Source organism: Actinomyces sp. HMSC075C01 (assembly GCF_001812965.1).
Lineage (GTDB): Bacteria > Actinomycetota > Actinomycetes > Actinomycetales > Actinomycetaceae > Actinomyces > Actinomyces acetigenes.
Genome location: NZ_KV811012.1, coordinates 1 through 405, shown reverse-complemented (window position 1 = coordinate 405; position 405 = coordinate 1). Strand labels below are relative to the sequence as shown.

Here is a 405-nt window from a genome sequence, read left to right as displayed (position 1 = left end):
ACTGGCTCCCCCTGTCGGAGTGAAAGATCGTCACGCCCTTCTTGATCGGGCACCTTCGTACCGCCATGTCAATGGCCTGGCACACCAGGGAGGTGTGCATGTGGTCGGCCATCGCATACCCCACCACCTTCTTAGTACAGCAGTCCAGAACGGTCGCTAGATAGATAAACCCGGCCCACGTCCTGATATAGGTGATGTCTCCGCACAGCTTCTTGCCGGGCTCATCTGCTGTGAAGTCCCGCCGGAGCAGGTCGGGCCGCTCATCCAGGTCCTTAGCCGGCACGGTGGTTCGGACCTTCGCCCGCGGCTGCGCGGCCTGCAGGCCCAGGTCGCGCATGATGGAGCGGATCGTGGAACCGTCCGCCCGGACCCCACGCCGCTCCAGGACCACCTGGATACGCCGGT

General features: G+C 64.0%; 1 protein-coding gene. It reads right to left on the bottom strand.

Translation table 11 applies throughout. The annotated features are described in order from the left end of the window. Nucleotides 1–405, bottom strand: a 405-nt coding sequence (locus tag HMPREF2883_RS09675; RefSeq protein WP_141759092.1) for a DDE-type integrase/transposase/recombinase, incomplete at both ends; no start/stop codon positions are given.